This window comes from Paeniglutamicibacter sp. ORCA_105 (genome assembly GCF_045798545.1).
Classification (GTDB): Bacteria; Actinomycetota; Actinomycetes; order Actinomycetales; family Micrococcaceae; genus Paeniglutamicibacter; species Paeniglutamicibacter sulfureus.
In genome coordinates this window covers 1-6967 of the sequence record NZ_JBIXLM010000073.1, presented here as the reverse complement: position 1 = coordinate 6967, position 6967 = coordinate 1, and the positions used below count along the sequence as shown (strand labels likewise).

Genomic DNA, 6967 nt, shown 5'->3' with positions numbered 1-6967 from the left:
CCGCCCCCCCTCCGCCCCCCCCCCCCCCCCCCCCAACCGCTCTTTGCATATAAGCCTGCAGGCGAACCTTGCAGCCGCCACCTCATCGGGTGAGACCACTACGGGTCGATTTGTCGGCAGGTAGAGGATTACACCGGTTGGTTCATCGACCAGGAGGAGTGGTCGATGACTACGTTGGCGGTAGCGTGATAGAACAGGGTGGTCAGATGACTTGGTGCAGCCAACGGACGGGCGCACCCTCTGCTGCGTAGCGGAAGGGCTCTAGCTCCTCGTCCCAGGCCTCGCCGAGGGCAATCGAGAGTTCTTGGTAGACAATCGCGGGATCGCCGGCGCCCTTTTCATAAGCCCAGCGGATGCGTTCCTCGCTGACCATGATGTTGCCGGCGGCATCAGTGGTGGCGTGGAAGATCCCCAGATCCGGGGTATGGGACCAACGGCTCGAATCGACACCGGGACTTGCTTCCTCGGTGACCTCGTAGCGCAGGTGTGCCCAGCCGCGAAGTGCGGACGCCAAAAGAGCACCGGTACCGGGCTTGCCGGTCCAGTTGACTTCCGCCCGGGACATGCCCGGGGCGGCGCTCTGCTCGGTCCAGTGCAGATCGGTCCGCTGGTCGACAACGGAACCGATCGCCCACTCGATGTGCGGGCACAGCGCTGAAGGGGCCGAGTGTACGAAAAGTACGCCCCTGGTCAGTGCGTCAGACATGCTTTCCTCCGATGTGCTGTTGGAACGTCTTCCCCAACGTCAACAACCCTGATCCGAAGTCAAACAAGTCCTGATTAGTATTGTGCACGATTATACGGCGTTCGGCCAGCGGCTTCCGACCATGACTTCGGATTATGCGCGCGGATGGGCCCTTTGATAGCTCTCCTTGAGCCGTTCGATGGAAACGTGGGTGTAAAGCTGCGTGGTGGCCAGCGAGGAATGTCCCAGGATCTCCTGGACCGCGCGCAGGTCCGCCCCGCGGTCCAAGAGGTGCGTTGCCGCACTGTGGCGAAGTGAGTGGGGACCGCGGGCAGCGGTGTCCCCCAGTGCCGCCAGCGCGTTGGAAACCACCTGGCGCGCCTGTCGGGCATCCAGCCGCTTGCCTCGGCGGCCCAGCAGCAAGGCGCGACCGGAGTCGTCCGTCCGGAGGACCGGTCGGGCACGCCGCAGCCAGTCGTCAACGGCGTTCATGGCAGGCTGCCCGAAGGGCACGGTGCGTTCCTTGTTGCCCTTTCCGATCACCCGTAGGGTGCGTCGGTCCAGGTCGACATCGTTGATGTCCAATGACACCAGCTCCCCCACGCGGATGGCGGTGGCGTAGAGCAACTCCAGGATGAGTTTGTCGCGGTCGGCGAGCGCGAGCTGTTCGCGGGTGGGCTCAGGGGCGTTGGCCCCTGGTGTGCCCTGAGGCTCGGGAATGGGCTTGAAGATGCGTTCGATCTGGTTGTTCTGCAGGATGTGCGGGAGACGTTGTTCGCGCTTGGGCGATTTCAGCCGGATGGCGGGATTGGTGGCGATGAGGTTTTCGCGCACTGCCCAGGTGAGGAAGCTGCGGATGGTGGCGGAGCGACGGGCCAGGGTGGCTCGGGCGAGTCCTGATTCCTGCAGGGCCATGAGCCAGGCGCGTAGGAGGGTGAGGTCCAGGCCTGCCAGGGTCGTGGCGCCGCGCGGGATGGCGTAGGCGTAGAGATTGCCGATGTCGCTGCCGTAGGCGCGCAAGGTGTGTTCACTGCGTTCGCGCTCAAGGGCCATGTATCGCAGGAAGCCGTCGTGGGCTCTTTGGAGCTCGGCGGGCAGCCGTGTGGCTTCGTTGGTTTGTTCGATTGGCTCTGGCACGTCTCTACTGTCTCCCGTACCCCGTGTTGGGACAACGGTGCCACGCCGGTGGATGCGCTTCCGGCATGTCTCAGTGCGGTTCCGGTGCTCCGCGTTGCGGTTCCCTGCCGTTGGGGAAGCGGCGTATCCATCCGGTGCCGGAGCGTTCGGCCAGTCCGCGCGTGGACAGGCGCGAGAGTCCGCCGAGGATGGCTCCCATTCCGAGTCCGGCGAGCGCCGCCAGCTGGTCGGCGGTGCGCGGGGACCGTATGGGCAGGGCGTCAAGGAGCAGCAGATCCTGAATCGCCAGTCCGTCGTAGTCCCGTGGTTCTTCCCTGTCGTTGCCGGCCCGTTGGGCTGGGACGTCCGCGGGAGCGGGATCGGGGAGTTTGAGGAGTTCGAGTGCCTCGGCGGCATCCGTGACGAGGATGGCCGCGCCCTCCCTGATGAGTCGGTGGCAGCCTGCGGAGTTGGCGGAGAAGACGGACCCCGGGATCGCGCCTACTTCTCGGCCCATTTCCGCCGCGTGGCGTGCAGTGCTCAGTGCCCCGGAGCGCCAGCGTGCCTCGGCGACTACGGTTGCAGCACAAAGGGCGGCTATCAACCTGTTGCGCTGGAGGAACCGCCATCGCGTTGGCGTGGCACCGGGGGCGACCTCGGCGATGAGCAGTCCCTGGCGATGGACGGCCCTGAGCAAGTCGTCGTTGCCGACCGGGTAGAAGCGGTTCAATCCCCCTGCCATGACAGCAATCGTGGCAGGTAGCGGGGGTTCGCCCGGGCGGGTGCGGGCGGGTGGATCTTCGGCGAGCGCCGCCTGGTGGGCCTGTGCATCGATGCCATACGCTCCCCCGGACACGATGCAGATCCCGCGTGCCCGTAGCCCGTGGACCAGTTCCGCGGTGACGGTGCGTCCGTATTCGGTGGCGTCGCGGGATCCGACGATCGCGGCGAGCCGGGCGGGATCACGCAGGATGGCGAGGTTGCCGATGCCGCGGTACCAGAGGGCGAGTGGTGCGGCCAGGCCGAGGGCCTCGAACCCCTGGGGCCAGTTCCCGTCTCCCGGGTGGATGATCCCTCCCCCGAGCGTGGACATGAGCTTGAGGTCTGACTGGGGGTCCGCGAGCGCGGCGCGGGGGCGCCAGCGTTCGAGTCCGGCATCCAGGCGCAGGCTCGCGCGGCTGGCTCCGTGTGCGTCGAGCAGTTCGGCGACCTGTTGCTGTTCGTGGGCCGGGGCCGGGCCGGTGTGGTCGCGGATGATGCGGTACGCTTCCACCGCTCCGCTGACCTGCACGAGTGCCGATCCAGTCTGGTCGTTGGGTTCGATGATGTGGGTGAGGCCGGCGCGTGCCAAGACCTCCGGGTCTGCATTGCTCATGTCTGCGTGGCTTCCGGCTCGTTGGATGCTCCCGGGCGGGGTTTGCACTTGATCCCCGGTATCGCGCACGGGAGGGTGCGTGGGTGCCGGGCGGGAGCGTCTGTGGTGCTGCCTTCATCGTGCCTCCCACCCAAGGAGCCCTGGAGGCGTCCAAGCGCGATCTGGGGAACCAGGCAGGGGGCCTCGAGCCGGGTGCAATGCTGTGTGGGCAAGTCGGCAGGGACCTCGTGGAAGCACTCTGCGGGCGGCCCAGGCCCGGTGCCGATTCGACAATATCGTGTGTGGGACGTGTCGGGATGTTGCTAGTCGGATGCCAAATAGGTAACGATAGGTTCAGCCCGCCTACCGACGGTCACGTGCATCCGGGGCGGACCTGCCGGTAGATACAACTGAAACGGAACTAGGCCTGACACATGAAACGCATGAAGCTTCCTTTTATCGCCGCCCTGTCTGTGGTGGCCGGTTCGTTGGTTCTCAGCGGCTGCTCCAATCCCACGGCGGCTCCTGCGCCGGATGAATCGGGCGCCACAGGCCAAACGCTGACCGTGTCCTCCGCGGATTTCACCGAATCCGAGATCATCGGCAACCTCTACGCAGAGGCATTGAAGGACAAGGGGTACACGGTTGAGACCAAGTTCCGCATCGGCACCCGCGAGGCCTACATCCCGGCGCTGGAGGACGGCTCCATCGACCTGATCCCCGACTACACCGGCAACCTGCTGCTGGCCCTGGACGAAGATGCCGATGTCAGCTCACCTGCATCGATCCTTTCGGCCCTTCCTGCGGTTCTGGAGGCCAAGAACCTGACCATGCTCACCCCGGCCGCGGCGGAGGACAAGGACGCGGTGGTGGTCACCCGTGCCACCGCCGACAAGTGGTCCCTCACGACCATCGAGGACCTTGCGGCACACAACGACGAGGTGGTCATGGCCGGTCCGCCCGAGTTCAACAAGCGTCCCGTGGGCCTGCCGGGGCTGGAGAAGAACTACGGATTCGTGCCTTCCAAGTTCGAGCCGATTTCCGATGGCGGCGGTCCTGCAACCGTGAAGGCGTTGCTCGACGGCAAGGTCACCGCCGCGAACATCTTCACCACGAGCACGGCGATCCCGGCCAACGACCTGGTCGTGCTGGAAGATCCCAAGAACAACTTCCCCGCGCAGCAGGTCGTTCCGGTGGCCGCCGCGGACAAGCTCGATGAGACGGCGGTGCAGACCCTTGATGCAATTTCGGCGAAGTTGAGCACCGAGGAGCTGATCAAGCTCAACGAACAGGTCTCCGGCAGCGCCAAGGTGGAACCAAAGCAGGCGGCCATAACCTGGCTAACGGACCAAGGACTGCTGGGCAACTAGCTCCTGTCCTCGCCCCCGAATCGACAAGATTAGAACACTTGTTCGACTCGGGGGTGATTGCTCTCTCCCGCCGGTGGGAGCAACCCATTTTTGACCGCTTTTCGCGCCGCACCGCCACCGATAGGACCCGAGAACCAGCGATGATTACCTTCGAATCAGTGTCCAAGTCTTATCCCGGCGGCACCCAGGCCGTGACCGACCTGGACCTGGAAATTCCCACCGGTTCGTTTACGGTCCTGGTCGGGCCCAGCGGCTGCGGCAAGACCACCTCGATGCGCATGATCAACCGCATGGTCACCCCCAGCAGCGGCCGAATCCGCATCGACGACCAGGACGTTGCGGACATCCGGGCCGTCACGTTGCGCCTGGGCATCGGCTACGTGCTGCAGAATGCAGGCCTGTTTCCGCACCGCACCGTGGTGGACAATGTGGCAACCGTCCAGCGCCTGCTGGGACTCTCCAAGGCCCAGGCCCGCACCAAGGCGTACGAGGCGATGGAACGGGTGGGGCTGGACGCCTCGATGGCCAACCGCTACCCCGCACAACTATCCGGCGGGCAGCAGCAACGCGTAGGCGTGGCCCGTGCCCTGGCCGCCGATCCGCCGATCCTGCTCATGGACGAGCCCTTCAGCGCGGTGGACCCGATCGTGCGCCTTGAATTGCAGCAGGAGGTCCGGCACCTCCAGGCGGAGATCAAGAAAACCATCGTGATGGTCACCCACGACATCGACGAGGCACTCACCCTGGGCGACCGGATCGCGGTGCTGGCCCCCGGCGGGGTTCTTCACCAATATGCTCCGCCGCTTCAGATCCTCACGCGGCCGGCCACCGACTTTGTCGCCTCAATGGTCTCCAAGGACCGTGGCTTCCGCCAGCTGTCCTTCGCCACGCTCCAGGACGTGCAGGCCACCGCGCTTCCTGCTCCCGGCGCCGACAACCTGATCGATCTGGGGACGCTCGCACCGGGATGGAAGCTACGGCTGGACACCGCGAAGGGCAGGGCGGTGTGGATCGATCCCACGGGGGCGGAGTTTGCTGCCGGCGGCGCGGTCCGACGCGGGGACACGGTGCGCTCGGCACTTGATGCGGTGCTGGCCTCCCCGGTCTCGGCGGCACTGTTGCTGAACGGCGACTCGGTGCCGACCGCCTGTGTGACCATCGATGACCTGGCACCCTACCTGCGCCACGGCGTGCGGAACCCGGCATGAGGTGGCTGCTGGACAATACCGGGCAGGCTTGGGCACTCACGCTCGAACACTTGTACCTGAGCATTGTCCCCACCATGGTGGGCGTGGTCGTTGCACTGGCCCTCGGGCTGGTCTTCGGAAACAAGCCGCGCGCCCGGGCCGCGATCACCGCGGTGGCCAGCGCGATCTTCACCATCCCCTCGCTGGCCCTGTTCGTGGTGATCCCCTCGATCATCGGCACCCAGATCCTTGACCCGCTGAACGTGGTCATCGCACTGAGCCTGTACTCGGCCTCCTTGTTGGTGCGCACGGTGTTCGACGCCTTGGACGCGGTGGCCCCGGAGGTCCTGAACGCGGCCGAGGCGCTGGGCTACTCCCGCGCCCGGCGCAGGGTGTTCGTGGACCTGCCGTTGGCCGTGGCACCGCTGGCCGCCGGCACGCGGGTCGCGGCGGTGACAAACGTGTCGCTGGTGTCCGTGGGCGCCGTGATCGGCGTCGGCGGGCTGGGCCAGCTGTTCGTGGCCGGATACCAGCGCAACTACCCCGACCAGATCCTGGCCGGCATCATCGTGATCCTCGCGCTCGCGCTGGTCCTTGACCGCCTCATCGCCGGCGCAGCCCGGTTGCTGACCCCCTGGCTGCACAGCGGTGCAGCCCCGTCAGATTCCACGAGCAGGCGTCGGCCTGCCAACGGGCGCGAAAAACCGGTCGTCCCGGCGGCTGCGGATCCCGCGGCCCGGGAGGCGGGCAAATGATCAACGAGATGCTCTCCTACTTCGCCGACGCCGCGAACTGGTCCGGGGACGCGGGAATCCTCGCCCGACTGGGCGAACACCTCTGGTATTCCCTTCTCGCGGTCCTGGCCGCAGCAGTCATCGCTTTCCCTGTCGGCCTGTTCATTGGACACACGGGAACCGGGACGGTGTTCCTGGTGTCGGCCTCCAACGTGCTGCGGGCGCTGCCCTCGCTGGGCATCATGACGCTGCTGGTGCTCCTGATGGGCATCGGATTGCTGCCGCCGCTGGCAGCCCTGGTGTTGATCGCGATCCCGCCGATCCTGGCAGGGGTATACGCGGGGGTGGCCAACGTCGAGCCCTCGGTGGTGGATGCAGCGCGGGCCATCGGCATGAAGGACTCGCGGATCATCCTGCAGGTCGAACTTCCCCTGGCGCTGCCGCTGATCCTGGGCGGGATGCGCGGGGCGATCCTGCAGGTCGTGGCCACGGCCACGATCGCCGCCTACGTGAATTTGGGT

Annotated in this window: 7 protein-coding genes; 4 read left to right on the top strand and 3 right to left on the bottom strand. The window is 66.2% G+C overall.

What is annotated here, in order from left to right; all coding sequences use genetic code 11:
• Window positions 1–202 precede the first annotated feature (202 nt).
• The 3 genes from ACIPUB_RS19870 to ACIPUB_RS19860 all read right to left on the bottom strand — a co-directional run bounded on the left by ACIPUB_RS19870 (window position 203) and on the right by ACIPUB_RS19860 (window position 3176).
• Complete coding sequence (locus ACIPUB_RS19870; RefSeq protein WP_407608964.1) at window positions 203–706, bottom strand: DUF3145 domain-containing protein; 504 nt, start codon at window positions 704–706, stop codon at window positions 203–205.
• Between the two features lie 132 nt (window positions 707–838).
• On the bottom strand, window positions 839–1822 hold the full coding sequence (locus ACIPUB_RS19865; RefSeq protein WP_407608963.1) for a tyrosine recombinase XerC: 984 nt from the start codon (window positions 1820–1822) through the stop codon (window positions 839–841).
• 70 nt (window positions 1823–1892) lie between these two features.
• Entirely contained in the window at window positions 1893–3176 is a 1284-nt protein-coding gene (locus ACIPUB_RS19860; RefSeq protein WP_407608962.1) for a DNA-processing protein DprA, read from the bottom strand.
• A 422-nt stretch (window positions 3177–3598) separates the two neighbouring features.
• Between ACIPUB_RS19860 and ACIPUB_RS19855 the strand changes: the two genes are divergently transcribed.
• From ACIPUB_RS19855 to ACIPUB_RS19840, 4 genes are all read left to right on the top strand, one after another.
• Window positions 3599–4525, top strand: coding sequence for an ABC transporter substrate-binding protein (locus tag ACIPUB_RS19855; protein ID WP_407608961.1), 927 nt, complete (start codon window positions 3599–3601; stop codon window positions 4523–4525).
• Between the two features lie 140 nt (window positions 4526–4665).
• On the top strand, window positions 4666–5733 hold the full coding sequence (locus ACIPUB_RS19850; RefSeq protein ID WP_407608960.1) for an ABC transporter ATP-binding protein: 1068 nt from the start codon (window positions 4666–4668) through the stop codon (window positions 5731–5733).
• The gene (locus ACIPUB_RS19845; protein ID WP_407608959.1) at window positions 5730–6467 is read left to right on the top strand and encodes an ABC transporter permease; all 738 of its coding nucleotides are present in this window, start codon (window positions 5730–5732) and stop codon (window positions 6465–6467) included. Before ACIPUB_RS19850 ends, ACIPUB_RS19845 begins: the two co-directional genes overlap by 4 nt.
• The coding region (locus tag ACIPUB_RS19840; RefSeq protein ID WP_407608958.1) for an ABC transporter permease at window positions 6464–6967 on the top strand (504 nt) is incomplete at its 3' end. The genes ACIPUB_RS19845 and ACIPUB_RS19840, both read left to right, overlap by 4 nt.

Excerpts from the sequence above, each read along its gene's own strand:
- ACIPUB_RS19860 (WP_407608962.1), bottom strand. The coding sequence starts at position 3,176 with ATGAGCAATGCAGACCCGGAGGTCTTGGCACGCGCCGGCCTCACCCAC.
- ACIPUB_RS19855 (WP_407608961.1), top strand. The coding sequence starts at position 3,599 with ATGAAGCTTCCTTTTATCGCCGCCCTGTCTGTGGTGGCCGGTTCGTTG.
- ACIPUB_RS19850 (WP_407608960.1), top strand. The coding sequence starts at position 4,666 with ATGATTACCTTCGAATCAGTGTCCAAGTCTTATCCCGGCGGCACCCAG.
- ACIPUB_RS19870 (WP_407608964.1), bottom strand. The coding sequence starts at position 706 with ATGTCTGACGCACTGACCAGGGGCGTACTTTTCGTACACTCGGCCCCT.
- ACIPUB_RS19845 (WP_407608959.1), top strand. The coding sequence starts at position 5,730 with ATGAGGTGGCTGCTGGACAATACCGGGCAGGCTTGGGCACTCACGCTC.